18 protein-coding genes, 1 tRNA gene and 1 pseudogene are annotated in these 22,655 nt (G+C 63.7%); 7 read left to right on the top strand and 13 right to left on the bottom strand.

The window, feature by feature from the left end; translation table 11 throughout:
• A partial coding sequence (locus LC062_RS10730) for an alpha/beta hydrolase family protein (RefSeq protein WP_224911028.1) occupies positions 1–752 on the bottom strand: 752 nt, incomplete at its 3' end.
• Positions 753–814: 62 nt separating this feature from the next.
• Between LC062_RS10730 and LC062_RS10725 the strand changes: the two genes are divergently transcribed.
• The gene (locus LC062_RS10725) at positions 815–1,423 is read left to right on the top strand and encodes a TetR/AcrR family transcriptional regulator (protein ID WP_224911027.1); all 609 of its coding nucleotides are present in this window, start codon (positions 815–817) and stop codon (positions 1,421–1,423) included.
• Positions 1,424–1,801: 378 nt separating this feature from the next.
• The gene (locus LC062_RS10720; protein ID WP_224911026.1) at positions 1,802–2,791 is read left to right on the top strand and encodes a GlxA family transcriptional regulator; all 990 of its coding nucleotides are present in this window, start codon (positions 1,802–1,804) and stop codon (positions 2,789–2,791) included.
• Between the two features lie 27 nt (positions 2,792–2,818).
• On the opposite strand, the gene LC062_RS10715 is transcribed toward LC062_RS10720, so the two are convergent.
• From LC062_RS10715 to guaA, 6 genes are all read right to left on the bottom strand, one after another.
• Positions 2,819–3,436, bottom strand: a complete 618-nt coding sequence (locus LC062_RS10715; protein WP_224911025.1) for a glutathione S-transferase — start codon at positions 3,434–3,436, stop codon at positions 2,819–2,821.
• Positions 3,437–3,488: 52 nt separating this feature from the next.
• Complete coding sequence (locus LC062_RS10710; RefSeq protein WP_224911024.1) at positions 3,489–4,220, bottom strand: YqcI/YcgG family protein; 732 nt, start codon at positions 4,218–4,220, stop codon at positions 3,489–3,491.
• A gap of 100 nt (positions 4,221–4,320) precedes the next feature.
• A complete protein-coding gene (locus LC062_RS10705) occupies positions 4,321–5,754 on the bottom strand; it encodes a catalase (protein ID WP_224911023.1) in 1,434 nt (477 codons plus the stop codon).
• A 51-nt stretch (positions 5,755–5,805) separates the two neighbouring features.
• On the bottom strand, positions 5,806–6,801 hold the full coding sequence (locus LC062_RS10700) for an SLAC1 family transporter (protein ID WP_224911022.1): 996 nt from the start codon (positions 6,799–6,801) through the stop codon (positions 5,806–5,808).
• 397 nt (positions 6,802–7,198) lie between these two features.
• The gene (locus tag LC062_RS10695) at positions 7,199–8,509 is read right to left on the bottom strand and encodes a short-chain fatty acid transporter (protein ID WP_224911021.1); all 1,311 of its coding nucleotides are present in this window, start codon (positions 8,507–8,509) and stop codon (positions 7,199–7,201) included.
• 304 nt (positions 8,510–8,813) lie between these two features.
• Positions 8,814–10,361 (bottom strand): glutamine-hydrolyzing GMP synthase, encoded by a 1,548-nt coding sequence (guaA, locus tag LC062_RS10690; protein ID WP_224911020.1) that lies wholly within the window; start codon positions 10,359–10,361, stop codon positions 8,814–8,816.
• A 240-nt stretch (positions 10,362–10,601) separates the two neighbouring features.
• Between guaA and LC062_RS10685 the strand changes: the two genes are divergently transcribed.
• Positions 10,602–11,792, top strand: coding sequence for a tetratricopeptide repeat protein (locus tag LC062_RS10685; protein ID WP_224911019.1), 1,191 nt, complete (start codon positions 10,602–10,604; stop codon positions 11,790–11,792).
• A 100-nt stretch (positions 11,793–11,892) separates the two neighbouring features.
• Here the strand turns inward: LC062_RS10685 and LC062_RS10680 are convergent, their stop codons facing one another.
• The gene (locus tag LC062_RS10680; protein ID WP_224911018.1) at positions 11,893–13,191 is read right to left on the bottom strand and encodes an RsmB/NOP family class I SAM-dependent RNA methyltransferase; all 1,299 of its coding nucleotides are present in this window, start codon (positions 13,189–13,191) and stop codon (positions 11,893–11,895) included.
• Between the two features lie 410 nt (positions 13,192–13,601).
• Here LC062_RS10680 and LC062_RS10675 point away from each other — a divergent pair, with 410 nt between their 5' ends.
• The gene (locus LC062_RS10675) at positions 13,602–13,847 is read left to right on the top strand and encodes a hypothetical protein (protein ID WP_224911017.1); all 246 of its coding nucleotides are present in this window, start codon (positions 13,602–13,604) and stop codon (positions 13,845–13,847) included.
• Between the two features lie 105 nt (positions 13,848–13,952).
• On the opposite strand, the gene guaB is transcribed toward LC062_RS10675, so the two are convergent.
• From guaB to LC062_RS10660, 3 genes are all read right to left on the bottom strand, one after another.
• Positions 13,953–15,455 (bottom strand): IMP dehydrogenase, encoded by a 1,503-nt coding sequence (gene guaB / locus LC062_RS10670; RefSeq protein WP_224911016.1) that lies wholly within the window; start codon positions 15,453–15,455, stop codon positions 13,953–13,955.
• 338 nt (positions 15,456–15,793) lie between these two features.
• Complete coding sequence (locus tag LC062_RS10665; protein ID WP_224911015.1) at positions 15,794–16,501, bottom strand: RlmE family RNA methyltransferase; 708 nt, start codon at positions 16,499–16,501, stop codon at positions 15,794–15,796.
• A complete protein-coding gene (locus tag LC062_RS10660) occupies positions 16,498–18,039 on the bottom strand; it encodes a Ppx/GppA phosphatase family protein (protein ID WP_224911014.1) in 1,542 nt (513 codons plus the stop codon). The genes LC062_RS10665 and LC062_RS10660 overlap by 4 nt, the downstream gene beginning before the upstream one ends.
• Before the next feature lie 487 nt (positions 18,040–18,526).
• Between LC062_RS10660 and LC062_RS10655 the strand changes: the two genes are divergently transcribed.
• Both LC062_RS10655 and LC062_RS21565 read left to right on the top strand, forming a co-directional pair.
• Positions 18,527–18,600: transfer RNA gene (locus tag LC062_RS10655), tRNA-Gln, on the top strand.
• A 141-nt stretch (positions 18,601–18,741) separates the two neighbouring features.
• A pseudogene (locus LC062_RS21565) lies at positions 18,742–18,900 on the top strand (DUF6538 domain-containing protein); the annotation flags it as partial.
• 208 nt (positions 18,901–19,108) lie between these two features.
• On the opposite strand, the gene LC062_RS10650 reads toward LC062_RS21565, so the two are convergent.
• Together LC062_RS10650 and LC062_RS10645 are read right to left on the bottom strand one after the other, a co-directional pair.
• Positions 19,109–20,590: an aromatic amino acid ammonia-lyase gene (locus tag LC062_RS10650; RefSeq protein WP_224911013.1), complete on the bottom strand. Its 1,482-nt coding sequence runs from the start codon at positions 20,588–20,590 to the stop codon at positions 19,109–19,111.
• 152 nt (positions 20,591–20,742) lie between these two features.
• Complete coding sequence (locus LC062_RS10645; protein ID WP_224911012.1) at positions 20,743–21,558, bottom strand: DNA-binding transcriptional regulator; 816 nt, start codon at positions 21,556–21,558, stop codon at positions 20,743–20,745.
• 146 nt (positions 21,559–21,704) lie between these two features.
• On the opposite strand from LC062_RS10645, the gene LC062_RS10640 reads away from it, so the two are divergent.
• The gene (locus LC062_RS10640) at positions 21,705–22,643 is read left to right on the top strand and encodes a DUF6282 family protein (protein WP_224911011.1); all 939 of its coding nucleotides are present in this window, start codon (positions 21,705–21,707) and stop codon (positions 22,641–22,643) included.
• Positions 22,644–22,655 lie beyond the last annotated feature (12 nt).

The following is a 22,655-nucleotide window of genomic DNA, read 5'->3' as shown; positions in this document are numbered from 1 at the left end:
TAGTAGCGCAGCGTGCGCCGGATGGCGCTGAGCGTGCCATACGCGTCGTCCGTCATGGTGACGGCGAGGATCGGCGCGGACACCGAGGCCATCCGCCGCAGCGCCGACCGTCGCTCCCGTGGCGGGTGGCTCTTTTCGAAGCGCGGCCCGCGAAAGCTCCACTCCCGGGCGACACCGGCGGGAAGATCCTCCAGCCACCCCAGCCGCCGGCCGGGGAAATAGCCGCAACAGGCCGTCAGCGCCGGCATGACGATGTGCCATTGCCAGAACATCGACAGCCAGTGCCGCCGGGCGTAGTCGCCGCACCAGGCGTATTGTGCCCCCACCGTCAGCATCCGGCTGACCAGCGGCGCGCTGGCCGCAAGCCCCGGCAGGAAGCCGCCGACGCTGTGGCCGACCACCAGCAGCGGCCGCTGCCGGCGCTCTTCATGCATCAGCCTGACGGCGGCATCGAAATCCTTCTCGCCCCAGTCGCGCCACAGGTAGTCGCAGCCCTTCAGATCGGCCGGCCGCGACGCGCCAATCCCCCGATAGTCATAGGTCAGCACATCGAAGCCCCGCCCGGCCAGGAACTGGGCGTAGCGATGATAGTAGCGGGCCAGCACCCCGGTGGCCGGGTTGATGATCACCTGGCCGCGGCGGCCGTTATCAGTGCCGCGCCAGAGATGGCCGCCGAGAACAACCCCGTCCTTGCAGGGAATCGCGAGCTCTTCGCAGCCAATCGGTTTCAGGTGAAGGACATTGTCGTGCATGTCGGTCAGCCTACGCCCACGCGCCCCTTGAGTACATTCACTAGTGAGTATACAATGGTCGCATGCAAACGAACAAACGCCCCACCCAATCGAGCAAGCGCCCCACCAGGGACGTGATCGTCCATGCGGCCGCGAAACTGTTTCGCGGGTTCGGCATTCGCGATGTCAGTCTGGACATGGTTGCCGCCGAAGCGGGCCTGACCAAGCGAACGATCTACTACCACTTCCGCAGCAAGGACGAGATCATCGCCGCCTATCTGGAGGCGCGCGACATGCCGAACCTTGAGACCTTCAAGCAGTGGTTCGACGCCACCGATGGCGAGCTGGCCGACAAGGTGGAGGGCATCTTCCGTAACCTCGCCGTTGCCGCCCATCACCCCAAATGGAAGGGCTGCGGCTTTCTGCGCACGACGGTGGAGCTGGTGAAGACGCCCGGCCATCCGGCGATGGAGATTGCCCGGGCGCACAAGAAACGGGTGGAGGACTGGCTGGCCGCCGAGATGACCGCCGGCGGACTGGCAGAGGAGAGCAAAACCCTCGCCCGCCAGATCCTCCTGCTTCTCGACGGCGCCTTCTCCACGGTGCTGCTCAACCGCGATCCCTCCTACATGGAGACCGCAGGCCTCGCCGCTGCCAACCTGGTGCGCCACGCACTGGCAACACGCGCCTGAGGCGCGAGGCCTCGGCATGAAAGTGACGAAAGGTCACTTTAACGACCCACAACAACCTCTTCCTTGAGAAGAGTAATTCCTGTTTCCCGTCCCCCCAATCCCTGCATCAGACCTGCACCTTGCCAGCCGTCTCCGCTGCGCAAAGCCCGCCCTTTTACCGCCAGGGCCACCCACACCCACACGCATAAGTTCAAAAAATAACCTTATCAACTTTACGAGGGTGCTATATAACCCGCCGCGCCTTAGCGAAGAGAGCCCCGCCTGTCTGTTTGACAAGCAGAGAGAGACACCGCTTCACGCAACTCGCCGCAGCCATCGGCGTTCGGCCTTGCACTTGATGTCGGAATTGCGCCGTCAACGACCGGAGTTCAGGACCGTATGAAAACCATCGCCTGTATGATCTTCCCCAGGTTCCAGAGCTTGGACGTCTCCGGCCCGTTGGACGTCTTCTCGGAAGTCAACACGCTGCTGGGCCCGGAAAAAGGGTACGAACTCCTGACCATTGCCACGCGGCCAGACCCGGTGATTGCCTCCAATGGCATGAAGCTGGTGCCGGACGTGGTCATCGGCGAGGACCACAAGCCCTTCGACATGGTGATCATCGCCGGCGGACCGGAGATACCGTTCGGCTTCGACGATGCCGTCGCCCTCGATTGGCTTCGCCAGATTCAACCGCGCTGCGACCGGTGCTGCTCCATATGCACCGGCGCCTTCATCCTCGGCTACGCCGGGCTCTTGGACGGCAAGAAGGCGACCACCCACTGGCTGCATACCGACCGCTTTCGCGAGTTGTTCTCGAACACCCTGCTGGAGCCAGAGAAAATCTATGTACGCAGCGGCAACATTCTGACCTCCGCCGGAGTGACAGCCGGGATCGACCTGTCCCTGGCCCTTGTGCGCGAGGATCATGGCGCCGAGATCGCCCTTCAGGTGGCCAAGAGGCTTCTGGTGGTCGCGCAGCGACAAGGGGGGCAATCCCAGTTCAGCCCCCTGCTGACCCCGGCACCCGCCGATGGCTCGCCCATGCAAAAGGTGATCGAATACATCCATCAGAACACCCACCGACGCATCCAGAACGCGGAACTGGCGACCGTCGCAGGCATGACGATCCGCACCTTCAGCCGCTATTTCTCGAAGGAGATGAAGGTCACCCCGCTGGAATACCTGGAGCTCCACCGCATCGAAATCGCGAAAATGAAGCTGGAAACCACCAGCAGATCCATGAAGGAAATCGCGTATGAATGCGGCTTCGGATCGACGGAGAACATGCGGTTGGCCTTCATGCGGCGGATCTCGATTGCCCCGAGCAACTATCGCCAGCTGTTCACGGTCAACCGGACCGGATCGAGCCAGCCACGCAGGGGCTGAGGGAACCCCTGCGTGGCTGAGGCGCACCTACCCGGTGGGATAGGGATACGCCTTGAACTCCGGCGTCGCTTCGCAGCGGGCCGAATGCGCCGCCAGCGCAGGATAGTCCTGCTCCCGGACAAGATCGGGGATCATCTCCCGGCTGAACCGCCAGGCAACGGCGCTCATGATGTTTGGCTGGGACAGCTCCTCCGGGTCCTTGTCGGACGCGCCGTTCCCATATTCCGCTTCAAGCAGCTTGTAGGTGGACGCCAGCTGCCGCTCGACCCGCTCCAGCCATGGCAGGTGCATCCTTTCCGCCGGACGCAAGCTCCGCTCGTAGACGACCTGAATGGACTTCTCGCTGGCGACGAGCGCCAGCGCCAGAACCCGATGATGGTGCGCCAGCCCATTGGTCGTGCTGTCGGGTTCATCCGTCGTCGCCAGCCGCCGCTTCGCATAGTCGATGATCAACGACGAATCCATCAGAACCTCGCCCTCGTCGGTCACCAGCGTCGGCGCCTTGACGGCGGGATTGACCGCCTCAAAGGCATCGAAGCCGCCGAACACCGACAGTTGATCCAGAGCGAACGGCACCCCCATCTTCTTCAGCGAAATCGCCGTTCGCCTGACAAAGGGAGAGTCCAGCATGCCAATCAGTTTCATCTAAAGTCCTACCTTTTCATCTACCAACGAGCCCCCGCTCAACAGGCGGACATTACGCATCCTCAACCTGTTTGCTTTCAAGCTGATGGAAAGGGCACCGCAGGATGCTGTCGTCCTCGGACAGCACATACTGCTGAGCTTCCCGGACGTTCGGGTCCTTGTAGCGCCCGAGCGCCGGCGACGGCGGAAGCGCGTCATAGGGCTGCATGCGCTTGCGGATATTGTTGAAGACGATGTTGGCGGCGCGATCGGAGAAGAGGATCCGGTCGAACACCCAGCGGGGCTGCAGGGACATCGCGAAGGTCGAGGAGCGGCGGCTCTGGCGCTTCACATGCGCGGGGTTGGTGCACACCACGAAGATCGGTTCGCCGTTGAAGCAGAACTCCCACTCCGGATCGTCGAGATCCTGCGGAATATCCTCGGGCCAGGGCTTGCGGTCGATCTTGGCCAACTCGTTGAGAATGGTCCAGAACCGCGCCGAGTAGTCCTCCAGCGGCTCAACGGTTTCCATACCGGTCAGATAGAGCAGCGCCGCGTTCTGGCCGATGGATCGCGCCTCTTCGAGGAACATGGCCAACTGCTCCCCGAACTCGGGAATATTCGGCGTCTCCTGGAACAGGAACCGCAGGTCATCATTGCGATAGCCATTGATGGCGAAGGTGCACGGAAAAGGTCGAAGGTCGCTGGTCAGCTGGCCGACAAGTTCCTTGTACACGACGGACTGCCAGCTCCCGGTCGGAAAGCTCGCTTCTGCACTCTCACGGGTATGATAAAGCTTGGTCATGTCATCCTCCCCAGGATCGATGAAGTCTTGAAAGGCACTCCCTCTGGTCACGCCCGCCCCCTGCCACGAACCGGCTGGGGCGGGCGGCAATTGTCTGGCGTCACATTGCGTTCAGGGCGTCTTCGACCCCCTTGGCGTAGTCCGGGCTCGCCTTCGCGCAATTGTCGATGTGGCGCTTCTGAATATCCTTGGACGCGCCGATCAGGCTTCTTGCCGTGTTGGAAAACAACTCGGCACGCTGTTCGGCAGTCATCAGATTGAACAGCGCCCGCGGCTGGGAGTAGTAATCACTGTCGTCCTCGGCGAAGGCCCAATGGGTGGCCTCGGCGCCCACGGACATCGGTGGCGGCATCCGGTCCCGATGATCGCCCCAGACGCCGGTGCTGTTCGGCGCGTAGCCGACCTCGCCACCGAAATTGTCGTCCACCCGCATGGCCCCGTCGCGGTGGAAGCTGGCGAACGGACAGCGCGGCCGGTTGACCGGGATCTGCTGCAGATTGGTGCCGATGCGATACCGCAGCGCGTCGCCGTAGACGAACAACCGCCCCTGCAACAGCTTGTCGGGGGAATAACCAATCCCCGGCACCACGTTTGCCGGCGTGAAACCGGCCTGCTCGACCTCGGAGAAATAGTTTTCCGGGTTGCGGTCAAGCACCAGCTGCCCGACCTCGATCAGCGGATACTTCTTCTGGCTCCAGACCTTGGTCGCATCGAACGGATTCTGCTTGCTCGCCGCCGCCTGCTCCTCGGTCATCACCTGGATGTACATGGTCCAGGAGGGGAAATCGCCGGCCTCGATCGCCTCGAACAGATCCCTGCCATGGCTTTCCCGATCGCGCCCGATCAACTCGCTGGCTTCCACGTCGGTCAGGTTCTCGATGCCCTGGTTGGTCTTCAGGACGATCTTCACCCAGACGCGCTCGTTGTCCGCATTGATGAAGCTGAAGGCGTGATTGGCAAAGCCATGCATGTGGCGGTAGGTGCGCGGAATCCCGCGATCGCTCATCAGGATCGTGATCTGATGCAGGGCTTCCGGGCTCTGTGTCCAGAAATCCCAGGTGCTGTTCAGGCACCTGAGGCCCGTGCGCGGGTCCCGCTTCTGCGAATGGCCGAGATCGGGAAACTTGATCGGATCCCGGAGGAAGAACACCGGCGTGTTCAGCCCGACGAAATCCCAGTTCCCCTCCTCGGTGTAAAAGCGGGCCGCGTAGCCGCGCACATCACGTTCCGCGTCGGCAGCGCCCCGCTCCCCCACCACCGTGGAGAAGCGAACGAACACCTCCGTTTCCTTGCCCAACTCGCTGAACAGTTTGGCGTTGGTGTATTTGGTGATGTCATGGGTGACGGTGAAGGTGCCGTAGGCGCCACTGCCCTTGGCATGCATCCGCCGCTCCGGGATGATCTCGCGGGTGAAATGCGCCAGCTTCTCCTGAAACCAGACATCCTGGATCAGGGCCGGCCCGCGCGGCCCCGCGGTTTGCACATTGGCGTTGTCAATGACGGGCGCGCCATTGATATGCGTGAGTGTCTTCATTCCAGACCTCCGAAGAATTTATTTTCGTCACATATGTGAAATTCAGTAAAACTAACTGGAAACCGGGTAGTACTTTCTCTGAACCATCATGGAGATGGTCCCGATCAGCACATAAAGCAGCAGAACAGTGGAAAGCGTCAGAAGGACAATCGACGAATAGTAGAGCCAGGGGTTGGGCGCCGAGCGGTAGAGCATCAGAAACCCTTGGGTCAGGGTCGACATACCGAAGGTGTAGGCCCAGTAGCCCGGAGCAAAGGCCTGCTGCCGCAGCCAGGCGAGCGAGAACACCACCGTGACCGCCGTGAACACCGCATAACCGAGCAGCGCATAGACGACGATCAGGTTGAGATCGGCCTTGGCGATTTCCTGATAGGCGACGAAAGCCACTGCCGACGGGGCCATGTAGATGCCCATGAAGTTCCTGAAGCGGACATCCAGGCCGGCGGTGAACAGGCGATCGGTGATGACCGAGTCCAGGATGAGCCAGGAAATCGCGCCCATGCCGAACAGGATCCACGCAAATTCCATGTAGCCGAAATGCGCTGCGGCAAGGGAGTTGACCAGCACGCTGGCGGTGTACACCAGATGCATCGACGGCGTTGTATGCTCCTTGCTGCGATCGCTCACCCAGAACCGGGACAGGCGGATCGAGGCGTAGAGAATGTTGAGGAGCGACCCGACCCAGAAGGTGATCAGCGCAAACTCCGGAACATACGGGGCAAGCGACAACGCCGTCAGCAGCAGCGACTCCGGCAGCAGCGCGAAGAAGGAGGCCTGCACCGGGTCACGCAGCTCGGAAACCGCCTGCGCGCGATAGCTGATCCACTTGTTCAGATAAAGCAGGAGCCACCAGGCACAGGAAACGACGGCAAGTCCTTGCAGGATTTCGCCGGGGATGGCGCTGAGCTGCAGCGACTCCGTCGCCCATCTCCAAGCGTTACCCGTCTCGGCAAAACCGAGTGTCATTGCGAAGAATGACAAGGGCGCAAGCGGAAGAATGCGACTAGAGGCGCCACTTAGCGCAGTTGAATTAGGTACATTTGTCATTTCACCCCCACAAATGTCTAAGGTTCACGCTCCTTTTCTAATGGATTGACGAGACATATGTGACGCACAGGAACCTAGTATCAGGAAAAAATGCGCAATATTTCGGACAGACCGTCCGTTACTGAAAAACCTGCCACCGGGACCGCACGCAAGCAAGCAGAACCCAGGCCACGTTCACCTGCTCCAGCTCCCGATCCGCACGACAGATCGGGCACCGAGGCGCAGGGCGAACAGCTCTCGGACCGGCAGGAATGATCGGAGGAAAGAGGCGCTGCGGTGCGTCGGGACGCGATGCCCCGGGGCGAGAAGCCGGCGATAGGCGCTTTGCCAGCGGACAAGAGATCAGGCAGCGAAATACGGAAAGTGAGGCGCGGGGGATGCCCCCCGCGCCCGAGCCTTAGAAGTAGGTCAAGAGGGCCGAGATGATGACACCGGAGACAATCAGGTGAATCACGCAATAGCCCATGATGTCCTTGGCGCGCAGCCCGGCAATGCCCAGCAGAGGCAGAGCCCAGAACGGCTGGATCATGTTGGTCCAGGCATCGCCCCAGGCAACCGCCATCGCCGCGCGGGCCATATCGGCGCCCAGTTCCTGCGCCGCCGGCATGACCACAGGCGCCTGCACCGCCCATTGTCCGCCGCCCGACGGCACGAACATGTTGACCAGGCCGGCGGAAAGGAAGGTCCAGAACGGCAGGGTCTCGGTCGTCGCCAGGGAAATCAGGCCGTCCGAGATGGTCGTCGCCAGGCCCGACTGCACCATGATCGCCATGATCCCGGCGTAGAAGGGGAACTGGAGGACAATACCGGCGCCGCCCTTCATCGCTTCCTGCAGGCTGTCCAGCAGATGGCGCGGTGTGCCGTGCAGCACGATCGCGAACATCAGGAAGGTCATGTTGATCGAGTTGAGCGACAGCCCGCCCGACGTCAGGAAGTAGTTGGCAAGGTACAACAGGCCGGCGAGCCCGATGAAGCCCGAGAGAATCCGGCTGTTCTCCATCCACTGCGCGGGCGTCGTGGGCTCCAGCTCGACCTCGGCGGCCGGCGGATCGAGCAAGGCCGGATCCACATGCACGCTGTCCTTTTCGTCCGGCAACATCAGCCGATTGAGCAGCGGCACCGCAATGAACAGCGCGACCACGATGGCAATGTTGAAGGGAGCAAAGATGGTTTGCCCGGTACCGATCACCCCGGTGACATCCACGAACGGATGGCCTTCCGTGGCAATCGACAGCGGCACCGATCCGGCAAGCCCGCCATGCCAGACCAGAAAGCCCGAATAGGCGCTGGCGACCAGAAGGCGATAGTCAACCCGCACCTGGCGGGCCAGTTCCTTGGCAAAGAAGGCGCCAACCACAAGGCCAAAGCCCCAGTTGATCCAGCTCGCCAGCAGCGAGACAAGGCTGACGAGGATGATCGCACCACCAGCACTCGACACCCAGCTTGCCAAGAGTTCCAGCGCGCGCCGCACCAATGGCGTGCTCGCCAGCATGAAACCGGTGACCAGCACCAGAAGCATTTGCATCGAGAAGGTCAGGAGCTTCCAGAACCCGTCGCCCCACATGCTCACGATGACGAGCGGCCCCTGACCTTGCAGGAGCATCGCCGCCAGCGCGGCAATAATTGTCAGAAAAATCACGAAAATGAATGGATCCGGCAAATACCGGTCGACCAGCCGCACCAGCGGCCGGGCAAGAAAGTTCAGCATGGACGTTTCCCCTCGTTGTTGTTCCCGGTTTTTAAAATTCGGAACGACACCAAGCAGACACTGTCCCACCGCACCGGAGTATGCAACCGGAAGTAAGGAGCCTTCGGAAAATTGGTAGGGCCGCCATCGGTGCTTGCGGCTCAGCTCGCGTCTGAACGGAACGCCGGCAGACGGAACCGCGCACCGAACATGAGAGACCGTCTGCGAGGCGCTTAAAAAAACGCGGGACATCCGGAAGGAAGCCCCGCGAAGCGACAGACGTTTCAGGCAAAGCGCTGTGAACCAGCGCCCTCAGCGAGAAACATCATTCCCACTCGATGGTTCCCGGCGGCTTGGAGGTCACGTCATAGACGACGCGGTTGATGCCCTTGACCTCGTTGATGATCCGGGTCGCGGCGCGGCCGAGGAATTCCATGTCGTAATGATAGAAATCCGCCGTCATGCCGTCGATGGAGGTCACCGCGCGCAGCGCACAGACGAACTCATAGGTGCGCCCGTCTCCCATCACGCCGACCGTCTGCACCGGCAGGAGCACGGCAAAGGCCTGCCAGATCGCATCGTAGAGCCCCGCCTTGCGGATCTCGTCCAGATAAATCGCATCCGCAGCCCGCAGGATGTCGAGCTTCTCGCGGGTGACCCCGCCCGGACAGCGGATGGCAAGCCCCGGCCCCGGGAACGGATGCCGGCCGATGAAGTGATCCGGCAGGCCCAACTCCTTGCCGAGCACCCGCACTTCGTCCTTGAACAACTCGCGCAAGGGCTCGACGAGCTGCATGTTCATGCGCTCGGGCAGACCGCCGACATTGTGATGCGACTTGATCGTCACCGACGGGCCGCCGGTGAAGGAGACGCTCTCGATCACGTCCGGATAGAGCGTTCCCTGCACCAGGAAATCCGCGCCACCCAGCTTCTTCGCCTCTTCCTCGAACACCTCAATGAACAGGCGGCCGATGGTCTTGCGCTTCGTTTCCGGGTCGCTCTCGCCTTCCAGCTCGCCGACAAACCGGTCGGCGGCGTCCACCAGAATGAGCGGCAGGTTGTAATGCTCGCGGAACATGGCGACCACCTCGGCCGCCTCGTCCTTGCGCATCAAGCCATGGTCGACGAGGATGCAGGTCAACTGATCGCCGACCGCCTCATGCGCCAGCAGCGCGGCGACGGAGGAATCGACACCGCCGGACAGCGCGCAGATGACCTTGCCATCGCCCACCTGGCTGCGGATCGCCTCGATGGCCTGCTCGCGATAGGCGGCCATCGTCCAGTCGCCCTTGAGACCGGCGATCTTGTGCACGAAATTGGACAAGAGCTTCGCCCCGTCCGGCGTATGCACCACCTCGGGGTGGAACTGCACGCCGTAGTAGTTGCGCGCCTCGTCGGCGATGGCCGCGAAGGGCGCGCCCGTTGAGGTCCCCACCGCACGGAAGCCCGGCGGAAGCGCGGTCACCCGATCGCCATGGCTCATCCACACCTGATGGCGCGTGCCCTTGTCCCAGACACCCTCGAACAGCGGACATTCGTCCGCGATTTCGAGGAAAGCACGGCCGAACTCGCGATGGTCGCTGCCTTCGACCTTGCCGCCGAGCTGCGCGCACATGGTCTGCTCGCCATAGCAGATGCCAAGCACCGGCAAGCCGGTTTCGAACACCGCCTGCGGCGCGCGCGGACTGCCCATTTCCGTGGTGGAAGCGGGACCGCCGGAAAGAATGACCGCCTTCGGCGAAAGGCGCTCGAACGCCTCCTCCGCCAACTGGAACGGAACGATCTCCGAATAGACACCCGCCTCGCGCACACGGCGCGCGATCAGCTGGGTCACCTGGGAGCCGAAATCGATGATGAGGACGCTGTCTGTCATGTGCTGCTTCTACCCAATGCCCACACCGTTTTGAACCGAAATTTGCACGGCCCCGCCATGATTGTTGTGCAACGCGGGGAACTGGCCACAGATTTGCCGAAGCCTGATGCCAAGACCTTTGACCGGGCGACATGCGCCGCCTACGCTTTGCCATGCGACGAGTCGGATTCCCCGACCGCACCGACTCGCCGGCGAGCCGGGCGACCCCAGCCCCTCCCCGGCACAGGACCAGACCCCGACATGTCTTCTCCGCTTCCCTACACGTCCGAGAGCGAGGCCCTGGAACAGGCGGCCGCGCATGAACGCAACGGCGATTTCGATGCGGCGCTCAAGATCTACCTGACCCTTGCCCAGAACGATCCGGAGGCCCTTGACAGCAAGTACCGCGCCGGCACGGCCCTGATGCGCCGAGGCGATCTGGACGATGCGGTCACGCTGTTGCGCCAGGTGGTGTTCGCCGCCCCCGACCACCTGCCCGCCCGCACCAATCTCGGCAACGCCCTCTTGCTGCTCGGCCAGTCGGAACCGGCGCGCGACGCCTTCGTCGCCGTTCTCGATCTCGATCCGGGCAATCGCAACGCACTGTTCGGCCTCGCAACGATCCTGATCCGGCTCGGCGATCCTGGCCGCGCGCTGCCCCTCACCGCCCGGTTGTTGCAGGTGCTGCCCGACAGCGCGGCGGCCCTGACCCTGGACGCCGACGCCCGCGCGCCCCATGGCGACACCGCCGGGGCCATCGCCCAGTACCGGCATGCCCTGCGCGTCGACCCGCTCTATCTGCCGGCCCTGAAAGGGCTCGCCGACACGCTCTATCACCAGAACCGGCTGCAGGAGGCGGAAGCCTATGCCCGCCGGGCCATCGAGCGGCAGAAGGACGACCCCGAGCTGCTGGCCCTGCTCGGCGCAATCCTGATGGCACGCGAAGACTGGCCGGCCGCCGTCGAGGCGCTTGGTGCCGCCTTCGACCGCGACAGCAACAATCCCGCGCCGCTGGTGCAGATGAGCCTTGCCTGCCGCCGCTCCGGCGATCTGGCCGGCGCCATCCACCATGCACAGCGTGCCTGGACCCTGGCGCCGACCGACAAATCCGCCGGCAACGCCCTTGGCGCCGCCCTTGCCGCCGCCGGCGAAGCCAAGGGCGCGCGGGACGTTCTGATGGCGGGCGGGGACCGGAGCAGGCTGCCCGCGCACCTGTGGTCGGGGCTTGGCGCCCTGCAGGCGCGGCTGCTCGAAGACGAGGCCCGCGTGCGCGAGGAAGCCTTGCAAGCCGCCGCAGCCGCCACCTTAGATCTGGAGTACAGCGCGCCGGAGCAGGCCGAGCAGGATATCCCCACCGCGAAGCCTGCCCAGGCCCAAGAGGATGGCCGGCGGCAGTCCACATGGGAGAGCACCGGCGAGCCGGAGACGCTGCCGCTCTTTCCCGAAGACTGAGCGGCGCAGCCCCCCCAAAAAAAGCATGACGGGCCGGAAACCGGCCCGCCTGTCATGTCGTGCGGATCAGCGCCGGGACACAATCGGCCGCGCGCGGCCGTCAGCCCTCCTCGCGCCGGCGCAACAGGCCGATGAAGAAGCCATCGGTGCCGGTCGTCGCCGGGCTGAGCGTGGCATAGCCCTCTTCGGAAAAGCGCGGCCGCGCCGCATCTTCGCCGAACAGCGCGCCCCAACGCTCCACCAGCGACACCGGCTCGAACGCCGCGTTGCGGGCCAGGAAGGCGGCAAGCTGCTGCTGGTTCTCGCAAGGCAACAGCGAACAGGTGGCATAGAGCAGATGCCCACCGGGACGGACGAAACCGCAAGCGGCATCGAGCACCTGGCTCTGCTCCCTGAGCCGGCCTTGCAAGGCATTCTCCGTGACCCGCCATTTGGAATCGGGGCGCCGGCGCCACACCCCGGTGCCCGAACAGGGAACGTCGAGAAACACCAGGTCCATCCGGTCCTTCAGATCGTCGAGCGTTGCCGCTTGCGGATCGCGAACCTGCACGTTGCGCGCACCGGAGCGCTGCAGCCGTTCATAGATCGGCGCGAGCCGCAGCTTCAGCGCGTCATGCGCGTAGATCTGCCCGCGGTTGCCCAGCTCTCCGGCCAGCGCCAGCGTCTTGCCGCCGCCACCGGCGCAATAATCGAGCACCTGGGTCGGCGCCAGTGAGGTCGCCACCAGGGCGGCAAGCTGGCTTGCCTCGTCCTGAAGCTCGAACCAGCCCTTGCGAAACCCTTCCTCGGCCTGCACATGCGGCGCCTTGTCCTTGGCCCGTGCCGGCGGCAGGCGCAAGCCCACCGGCGAGATCGGCGTCGGCTCCAGCGGCAGATGCCCCATGCGCCGGATCACCCGGTCGCGGTCGCCCTTGAGCCGATTGACCCGCAGGTCGATCGGCGCCCGCCGGGCCAGCGCCTGCCCCTCGGCAACCGCATCCGCGCCATAGGCGTTCGAAAACTGCGGCCAGAGCCATTCGGGCACATCCGCGCGAACATGATCCGCCGCGCCGTCCAGATCGGCAGCGTCGAGCCGAGCCAGTTCCGCCGGCGTTACCGGCTCCGGTGCGAAGCGGTCGTCGGCAAGGGCGGCGACGAGACCGTCGACACCGAACTCCCAGGTCAGCGCATAGGTTGCAAGGATATGCGCCCGCGCCTCGGTGCTGCCCATGATGTGGCTCAGCGACAGCTTGTGCCGCAGCGCGTCGAACACCAGGTTGCCGATCACCAGCCGGTCGCCCGAACCGGCGAAGCGGTTGCGGCGCCCCCATTCCTTCAGCCCATCCTGTACGGGCCGCCGGTAGGTATCGACCTCGGTCAGGATATCAATCGCCGCGGCCAGCCGGCCTCCATCCTTCATGTCGCACTCGTTCCTTCAGTCAGCACCGCCGCGCTCCGGGCGCGGCCCTTGCTTGATCACCCGACACCCCGCCGCCGCCCTGCACCCGGGCAGTCGAAAGGGCGGCCCGCCCCATGACAGCAAACCGCCAGCGGGCGTCCGGTCGGGTCTCTTATGTTTTCGATCCGGAATACAGGACCTGACCTATCCCATCCGCGCGCCCTTGCCAACGTCCGCGCGCGCAGCACCCGCCCCAACCGCACAAAAGGCACGCGAACACAAAAAGAAAAGACAACTCAAGGTCGATAAAGAATCGCAATTAGTACCAATATACACCAAGAATTCAACCATAGCGTGTTATGCCTTTACTACGAAATAACGCTTGTATAACGACGAATGACGTTTCCTGCATAAAACCGGAGGCCGTAGCCATGCAGGATCTTACTCAAGGCACAATCGACGCCAGCGCAACACTTGACCCGAACAAGGAAATTCAGGCTTGGAAAGCCTTTTTTGCCTATGCCGCAGAGGACTTGCGGGGGAAGTCACCGGAACTTCTTGTCGCCTGCGCCCATCGCCTTCTTGAAATGGCGCACGAAAAAAGCGCGACGGAGGGCGGCACCCCGCCGTTGTCAGCAACGCCCCCGACGGACCTGGCGTCCTCCCCTTCGACCTGAGGCGACCACGCAACAGGCGCGAACACAGATAAGGGGCTGATATAAAAACGGGCGCGGGTCGTGAGACCCGCGCCCGTTTTTTCAATGCGCCGGAGATTGCTCCGGTCAGATGTTCGACGGATAGTTCGGGCTTTCCCGGGTGATCGTCACATCATGGGCATGGCTCTCGCGCAGGGCCGCGCCGGAAATGCGGATGAACCGGGCCTTTTCCTGGAAATCGGGGATCGACGCCGCGCCGACATAGCCCATCGCCGCGCGCAGACCGCCGGCAAGCTGATGCAGCACGCTGGCGAGCGGCCCCTTGTAAGGCACCTGCCCTTCGATCCCCTCCGGAACCAGCTTCAGCTCGTCGCGGACTTCCGCCTGGAAATACCGGTCCGCCGATCCGCGCGCCATCGCGCCGACCGAGCCCATGCCGCGATACGACTTGTAGGACCGACCCTGGTGCAGATAAACCTCGCCGGGGCTCTCCTCGGTGCCGGCCAGCAGCGAGCCGACCATGGCGCAGGACGCACCGCCGGCCAGCGCCTTGGCCAGGTCGCCGGAATACTTGATGCCGCCGTCCGCCACCACCGGAATATCCAGTTTGGTCGCCGCCTCGCAGGCCTCCATGATTGCCGTGAGCTGCGGCACGCCGACACCGGCAACGATACGGGTGGTGCAGATCGAGCCCGGGCCGATGCCGACCTTGACCGCATCCGCGCCCGCGTCGATCAACGCCTTGGTGCCGTCGGCGGTCGCCACGTTGCCGGCCAGCACCTGTGCACCGCTCCACTGCTTCTTGACCTGCCGCACCATCTCCAGGACCCGCTCCGAGTGGCCATGAGCGGTATCGACGACGAGCAGGTCGACGCCGGCGTCGAGCAGCCGCTCGGCACGCTCGAAACCTTCCGGGCCGACCGTGGTGGCGGCGGCGACGCGCAACCGGCCCTGATCGTCCTTGGAAGCATTCGGATTGAGCTGCGCCTTCTCCATGTCCTTGACCGTCACCAGGCCAACGCAATTGCCGCTGTCGTCGACCACCAGCAGCTTTTCGATGCGGTGCTGGTGCAGCAACCGCTTGGCCTCGGCCTGGCTGACCGTATCGCGGACGGTGATCAGCCCCTCATGGGTCATCAGCTCGCGCACCGGCTGCTCCGGCTCGGAAGCAAACCGCACATCGCGGTTGGTGAGGATGCCCACCAGGCGCCCCACGAACTGGCCACCCAGCCCACCGTTTTCCACCACCGGAACGCCGGAAATGCCGTAGCGCTGCATCAGGTCGAGCGCGTCCTTCAAGGTCGCATCGGGACCGATCACCAGCGGGTTCACCACCATGCCGGATTCGAACTTCTTGACCTGCCGGACCTCTTCGGCCTGCTGGTCGATGCTGAGATTGCGGTGAACGACGCCAATGCCGCCAGCCTGGGCCATGGCAATTGCCAGCCGCGCCTCGGTAACCGTGTCCATCGCGCTGGACAGGATCGGCAGGTTCAGCTCGATCCCGCGCGTCACCCGAGAGCGCAGCTCGGTCTGGCCGGGAAGCACCTGCGAGTGTCCGGGCAACAGAAGAACGTCGTCGAAGGTCAAGGCTTCGGCGCCGTGGGAAGGCTGGAAAAATGAGGGCATGGGCCAATTCCCTTTTCAGGAAAGGCCTCCGGGTGTCGAACCTGAACGGTCAGACAGGAGGCGGTCACGGTTCGGAGAAGTTGGCGCGGGTCATTAACACGCCGGTGACAGGAAGGAAAGCAGCTTGATGCGGGGCAGCCATGCAAGCGGCGCACCCCGCCCGGATGCATGGGAAAACGAAAGCACGCGCGCCGCGCCCCAGGGGCGCGGCGCGCGGGCGAATTCAGGTGCCGCCTTGCTGCATCAGGAGCGGCGCGAGCCCGCCACCTGCTGTGGAAGACGCGCCTTACAGGCGGCAGGAACAAACCCCGCCAGCCCCGGAATTGCTGACCTCAAGGCTATTCGCCCTCGCCGTTCCGCCCGCGGAACCCCTTCGCCAGAACATAGAGCTCGGGGCTCTCCTTGCGGCTTGCCGGCGGCTTCACATGGGCAATGCTCTGGTAGTCCCGCTTCAAATCGGCGAGCAATCCGCCTTCCGTGCCGCCGCGAAACACCTTCGACAAGAACGCGCCGCCCGGCGCCAGATTCTCCCGGGCGAACTCCGCCGCCACCTCGAACAGGTGAGTCGTGCGCAGGTGATCGGTCTGGCGATGGCCGGTCGTCGGCGCCGCCATGTCCGACATCACCAGATCGGGCAACTCACCGCCTAGCGCCTCCATCAGCATCTGCGGCGCATCGTCGTCGAGGAAATCCTTGAGCAACAGGCGCACGCCCGGCAGCGGCTCCATCTCCAGATAGTCGATGCCGACGATGCGCGGATCGGTGTCGGTGGATCCGATGATCGTCGCCGCGACCTGACACCAGCCGCCGGGCGCCGCACCCAGGTCGACAATGCGCATGCCCGGCTTCAGCAGCTTGTGCTTGTCGTTGATTTCCAACAGCTTGTAGGCCGCGCGCGAGCGATAGCCGTCGATCTTGGAGCGACGCACATAAGGGTCGTTCAACTGCCGCTGCAGCCAGCGCGTCGACGAAGTCTTGCGCCGCTTCGCGGTCTTCACCCGCTCGAACATTCCGCGGTCACCGTGGCCGCGCCCCGATCCGCTCATCCGTTCTTCCTTCCACGCCGCGACTGGCGCGCCGGACCATCCCGGCGCCAGACCTGATCGGCCGCCATCAATTCCATCAAGATTCCCTCGCGCAATCCCCGGTCGGCCACGCGCAGCCGCTGACAGGGCCAGCGCCGGCGAATTGCCTCCAGAATCGCGCAGCCGGCAAGCACAAGATCGGCACGATCAGCGCCAATACAAGGGTTGCCGACCCGCTCCTCATAGGGCATGGCGCGCAGCCGCTCAATCATCGCGGCCACATCCGCCGTTTCCATCCACGCCCCATCCACCCGGCGCCGGTCGTAGCGCTTCAGGCCGAAATGCACGCCGGCCAGGGTGGTGACCGTGCCGGAGGTGCCGAGCATATGCACCTTGCCGCCGCAAATCGCCTCGGTCAGTTCCCGCCCGAGCGAGAACGCCTCCAGATGCTGGCGGGCATCATCCACCATCGCCTCGAAGGCATCCGGCGACACATGCCGCCCGCCGTGCCGTTCGGCCAGATTGACCACCCCGACAGGCAGGGAGATCCAGGAGCGGATGAAGCGGGTCAAGGCGAACCCGCGCGCGCCGCAACGGTTGCGCAGATCCAGCCAGACGATCTCCGAGGACCCGCCGCCGATATCGAACAGCACCACCCCGTTGGCGTCCGGATCGACCAGCGAGGCGCAACCGGCCACCGCCAGCCGGGCCTCGGTCTCGCGCGAGGCGATTTCCAGCGCCAGCCCGGTTTCCTCGCGCACCCGCTCGATGAACAGCGGCCCGTTTTCCGCTGCCCGGCACGCCTCGGTGGCGATCAGCCGCGCCCGAGCCACACCCCGGTCCTGCATCTTGTCGCGGCAACTGGCCAGCGCCTCGATCGCCCGGTCCATCGCCGCGTCGCCGAGCCGGTTGTTATGCCCCAGCCCCTCACCCAGCCGGACGATCCGGGAAAAGGCATCGACCACGCGGAAGCCCCGGCTCTCCGGCCGGGCCACCAGCAGGCGGCAATTGTTGGTGCCAAGATCCAGCGCCGCATAGAGCCGTTGCGGCGGGACAAAGCGAGCCGGCGGCCGTCCGCGCGTACGCTCGGCACTCCCGGACGTGCCCGCCCCACCGCTCTCGCGCGGTGTCCGGCCACCCTTCGAAACGCTTCCGCGCGAAGCCTCGCCGTGCGGGGCGCTGCCCTGCGATGGAGCCGCACCGGCCTGCGCCGCGCCTTGCAAGGCTCCAGGCGTTTTGCCCCCACGCACAATACGTTCCGCCCGGCCGGCTCTTTCTCCCCGGGACGGTCTTGCGGCGCGAGAGAGCTTTTCCGAGGACCGGCTGGCGCCATCCTGCGCAGCCCCAGCGCCCCGCCCGGTCTCCCGGCCGGCACCGCCCTCGGCAACGGCTGTGTGGGGAAACTTTCCGGCGCGGCGTTCAGCGCGATTCGGTCGCCGCCGCTTCTTGCAGTTTGTCGCGGATTTCCCCTCGCCGCCCCGCTGACCCTGCGTCTCCCGCAAGTCCCGGCGCTCGGGCGCATCCTTTCGTTGTGGCCCATCTTTCGGTGGACCGGTCATTCGCGTTTCCCGACCCGGCGCGGATGTCGTCTGACGATCCGCGGAGCCCGCCGCGCCAAGCACCGGATCCTGATCGGACCGCTGCTTGCGCCTTCTGCGGGAGCGACGCCGTGCGCCCTTGCGCTGCGGCGTGCCCTCCGTTGCCGCGTCGGGATCCGGTCGGTCCTTGCCCGAACCGAACTGTCCCGATTCGCTCACCTTTGTCCCTTGCCGGCACGCCTGGCGCGCCTGATCCTGCTGCGCAGCCTCCAAACCCCTTCCGGGCGGCGCTGCGGCTATGGCTGTTGCCCGCAGTTTAACAGCTTGACGCCCAGCCGCAATCCGTGCGGCCCCTGGCACTCGTCCACAGCCCACACCGGAATTCTCTTTTGCGAGGGTTGACAGCAAGCCAGCAGCTTCATAAAACCCCCTCACATTCGCTGCTCCGGCGGCGACGGCCCGTGTTTCCCGGCAGATACTGCCATTTCTGAAACAGCGGCCACGGCTTTGGGGAATAGGTTAACGGTAGACCCGCGGACTCTGACTCCGTTAGTCCTGGTTCGAATCCAGGTTCCCCAGCCAAACCCTCTTTCAAGTCATTGATGTTGTTGAGATACTCGGGTTGTCAAGCCTGTTTTCTCAGTCATTTCACCCAACTGATGCCCAAAACTGGTCCCCGGACGTGGCGCCCAAAAGCTCCGTCCGGCTCAAGGATATTGGGCTATGGCGCGTCGACATGACGATCAAAATCTTCTGCGCCGCGGAAATGTCTGGTATTGGCGCCCTCGCCTTCCAGTAGCGCTTCCTCAATCCGACCTTAACCGGAAGCTGTCATTGAGCCTGAGACAATCGGATCACCACCGGGCTCGGTTCATGGCGCGCCGCCAGAACACCATGCTCGCGGAAATGAGGTTTCAACGGGACTTGAAGACCACACGCCAGGAAAGCCTGAAGGCACTGTTCAAGGCGGAAATCGACCGCATGAACGAGATGATGGATGACGTTGCCCCCAGGCTTTATCCAGCGCGACGGAGCCTCTGACTGTTGGTTTGGCCGATATGGCCGGGGTGGAAGTGGACGCGACCGCCTATCATCCGGTGCCCTGAGACCCATCTTCCGCCTCCCAGGCAAGCAGCCCGTCCAACTCCTTCGAACGCGCCTGGAGACTGTCCAACAGGGGGGCGACATGCGGCGCCCGGTCTCCTGGTGCTGCAAACGGGACTGCCTCACGCACGAAGTCCAGGAGCTTGCCCGTTGTCCTGCCAAGGGGAAGACGCCCGCGCAGCTCGGAAGCCTGGGCGGCGACCTGCAATTCCATCGCGAAAATCGACCTGCAGAGGATGGCGAGATCTCGGGTTCGGCGCGCGGCGAGACCCGCCATGCTGACCCGATCAAGATTGCCGTTCGAATGGCTGGAACTTGGCAATTCGCCGACGACCGGCCCGGTCAGCAATCTTGCTTCCGATGTGATCGACTTGTGGAACTGCGCCAGGCCGTTGAAGCCAGGTGCGCCAACGCCATCATCTTCAATGAGACCAGTGCACAATCCCGACCAGAAGGAATCAACCATCTTCGCGAGCCGCTCGGTCGAGCTCGTCACGACCGGAGAGAAACCGAGCCGCGCGACGTCGAGCGCCATCGCCAGCGACACCATGTCGAAATTGGCGACCGAAACCAGCATGTTTTCTTCAACCGAAACCACCGGATTGCCCTGACTGGCGTTCAGTTCGGTCGTGATCTGATCCAGCGCAAACGCAAGATTGTCGCTGGCGGCGCCGTGCAGCATGGACAGTGAGCGGAAGCACAACGGATCCTGCAGGGACCGTGGCCCTCCGTCGTTGAAGAGGTAGCTTCCCTCAAGGTAGTGCCGGATCTGCCGTCCATGACGTTGCAGGCCCCTGAGCGGCCGCGATCGGAGGGCCACTTCGGAAAGAGGCGATGGATTGGCAGCAAAGCCTTCCATGCTCAGCGCGCCGACAAGGCTTGCAAATTTCAGCAGGTCCGACAGATCTTCGATCGCCAGGGCCGCGGTTCCGGTCGACAGGGCGCTGGAATTGACCAGCGCCAACGCCTCACCGGCAGCAAGTTCGACATCGGCATAAAGCGCCAAGGCCAGATCGGAGATCGGCGACATGTCGCTCTCCCCCATCGAGCCCCAGGCATGAACCTCGACATGGCGATCATCGTTCAACGCACCGACCAGGATATCGGCGAGCAGCGGCCGAACACCCAGGCGTCCACTGGCCATGGAATTGAGGAGCACGAGCATCATCGCCCGTACCTCCTCATGAGAAGCGAGGGGGCCGTGGCCGAAATTATGCGTCAGGATCAGGCGCCGGTTGAACTCGATGATCTGCGCCGGATCGAGACGGGTCCCGGTCTTGGCTCCAACGCTTGTGGTCAGTCCATAGACGGGGATGCCGCGTGTGACCGCGTCTTCCACCACCCGCCTTGCCGCCTCCATGCGGGTGCGGCTCTCCTTCGAGAGTGACACCTTGCCGCCCGACTTTGCGACGAAAGCGACTTGGCGAGGCGTCAGGTCAAAACCGCTGATCTTGATCGTACCGTTCATCAAAAATGCCCTTGTGTTGCCTGTCTCGCCCCGCTGGCGTCGAACCAGATCGGCGCACCGGTTCGCAATGCTAGTGGGAGAACACGCCGACGGAACCACCGAACGGGCAATGTTTCATCAGGCGAAATATGACGGTGATGCCGGTCTGCTGCCTAATTGGGCAGGTCCGGCGGCGTGTCCGGTGACTTGCCATGAACGGCACACAGGATGCGTGCGACCTCTTCGGAGATTTCCCGTGAAGCGGCCTGCAGGATCGGAACATAGCGGCCGCAGGCTTCTGTCGCCGACGGGAAGGCGGAGCGAAAATAGGTGATGCCGAGACTTGCCAGCACGCGCCCGCCCTGCCCGAAAATCGGCACGGCAATCGTGTCGGAATTGCGCGGCTCGACATATTCGGCGCGGGTGGCAAAGCCGCGCGCCCGAATGCCGGAAATCAGACGATCCAGCATTTGCGGTTGCCGCGCCAGGTCGTTTTCCGCCTGCTGGTCGTTGCGCAACATCGACAGGATGAGTTCCCTTTCATCGTCAGGCGCAAAGGCGAAATACCCAAGACCGAGCGCACGGGTCAGCCACGCCAGCCGCATGTTGACCGTCTTGTGAAATGGCGACATCGCGCTGTCGGGCACGGTAGAGAACCTCACAACCACCGCATCGGTATCCGGCAGGGCGATCGAGATGGGCCATCGGTGCTTGCGGGTCAGGGCAATGGCCCATGCCCGGCCGGCCTCCACAACCAGCGGATCGCTATGGAAACCGGCGCTCAATGAGACCACCCGCGCGGTCAGCACATAGCCGCCCTGGCGGGAATCATTCTCAACGTAGCCATCGGCTTCGAAGGTCCGCAAAATGCGCACCAGCGTTGGCTTCGGCAATCCCGTCGTCTGGTGAAGCGCCGCAATGGTCGAGGATGGCTGGCAGTTCAACGCCTGAAGAACCTGGAGCGCCCGCTGGATGGAACGAATTGTCATCTGGTGGCACCTCTCCCAAGCCTCCGCACCGTTTCGGAGTGCGAAACGGCGGCATCAAACCCTTGTCGTGCGGTCCTGTCAACGCGCATCACCAGCGTGACATCGACCAGATGTGCCAGAACCGTCCAACGAGCGAGGGATAGCCAGTGAGTGCGGAGCAAAATCGCGCGAAAATGCGCAGCATGATTGCCGAGATCGATGACGTGGTGGTTGACCGTCTGATGCAGGGCGCCGTCGATTTGCATGTCCATTCCGGTCCGTCGATCATGCCCCGGCAAATCGATCATGCGCAGGCGGTCGAGCAGGCGGCGGCGGCCGGCATGCGGGCGGTCCTGTTCAAGGACCATCATTATTCCGTCGCCCCGTTCATTCCGATGATGGAGCGCATGTTGGGCGACACCGGCGTTTCCATGTTCGGCGGCCTCGTGCTCAACAACTCGTCCGGCGGGTTCAATCCTTCTGTGGTCGATTCCCAACTCAAGCACGGTGCGAAGCTCATCTGGATGCCGACCGCCCATTCGGCGAACCATATACGCAGCTCCGCCCGCAAGAGCCGGCTTGCCAGCAATGTGCAGCTGCGCCCGCCCTTGGCCCTTACGGTCGTGGACGAACGCGGCGGCATCATCGATCCGGTCAAGGAAATCCTGGATTCCATCGCGGAGGCGGACGCAATCCTGTCTTCCGGACATCTGCACGTCTGGGAGATCTGGAAGCTGTTCGAGGAGGCAAAGGCCCGCGGCGTCCGGAAACTGCTGATCAACCATCCGATGTACGGCCTGCATTTCACCTATGACGACATCCGCGAGCTGGCCGAGTTCGGAGCGGTGGTAGAACAATCCGCATGCCTTTATATCGATAGTCGATTCAATGTGTTCGAGCCGGAGCTTCTCGGGGAACACATTCGGGCAGCAGGGGTGGAACATTCGTCGATCGGATCCGATCTCGGACAAATCGACAATCCGACGCCGGTGGAAGGCCTGCGTCAGGCGATCAAGCTTTGTCTTGCGCTCGACTTCACGGAAGACGAGGTCTCCAGCCTGGTGCGCGACAACCCTGCCCGATTGGTCGGCATTCCCGTCGACTGAGATTGCACGACA

Source organism: Stappia indica (assembly GCF_020177335.1).
In the GTDB taxonomy this organism is placed as follows: domain Bacteria; phylum Pseudomonadota; class Alphaproteobacteria; order Rhizobiales; family Stappiaceae; genus Stappia; species Stappia indica_B.
This window is presented reverse-complemented; position numbering and strand designations above follow the sequence as displayed.